The following is a 648-nucleotide window of genomic DNA, read 5'->3' as shown; positions in this document are numbered from 1 at the left end:
CCTCGGGCTTTCATGAGGTGAGCTGTCCGAGGCTTGATCAGAAACGCGAGAAGTGCTCCTGACCTGGAACGATAGGACTTGTCGAGGGTCCAGATCGTGCCGTGGAAAGAAGCACTTCTCAGGTGAAGAAGCGTATCGGGTCGTACCCGCATGTCCGCGTTGAGGGCAGTGGTCGTGGAGTGGTCTCGCAGGCCGGGGCCGTGCTGCTGGTGGAAACGGTCCGCAAGACGGGCCTGGATACTGCGATATCGGCGGCTCTGACACCCTGGCGCAAGCCGCGGGCGGTGCACGATCCCGGCAAGATCCTGCTGGATGTGGCGCTCGCGGTCGCTCTCGGCGGCGACTGCCTGGCCGACGTCGGCATGCTGCGGGCCGAGCCGGCCGTGTTCGGGCCGGTGGCCTCGGACCCGACAGTATCCCGGCTGATCGACACGCTCGCAGCGGGCGGCCAACGCGCCCTGAACGCGATCCGCAGCGCCCGGTCCCACGTGCGCCAGCACGTGTGGAAGTTGGCCGGGCAGACGGCGCCGGATGTGACCGGCTCTGTGACTGTGGACCTGGACGGCGTCCTGGTGATCGCGCATTCCGACAAGGAAGACACGGCTGCGACCTGGAAGAAGACCTTCGGCCACCACCCGCTGATGGCCT

1 protein-coding gene is annotated in these 648 nt (G+C 66.7%); it reads left to right on the top strand.

Translation table 11 applies throughout. The features are described 5' to 3' along the window. Positions 1 to 122: 122 nt before the first annotated feature. The coding region (locus PV396_RS44935; protein WP_319214172.1) for a transposase at positions 123 to 648 on the top strand (526 nt) is incomplete at its 3' end.

The organism is Streptomyces sp. ME02-8801-2C (genome assembly GCF_033793965.1).
Taxonomy (GTDB): Bacteria; Actinomycetota; Actinomycetes; order Streptomycetales; family Streptomycetaceae; genus Streptomyces.
Note: the sequence above shows the minus strand (reverse complement) of the source record. Positions and strands in the feature narration are given on the sequence as shown.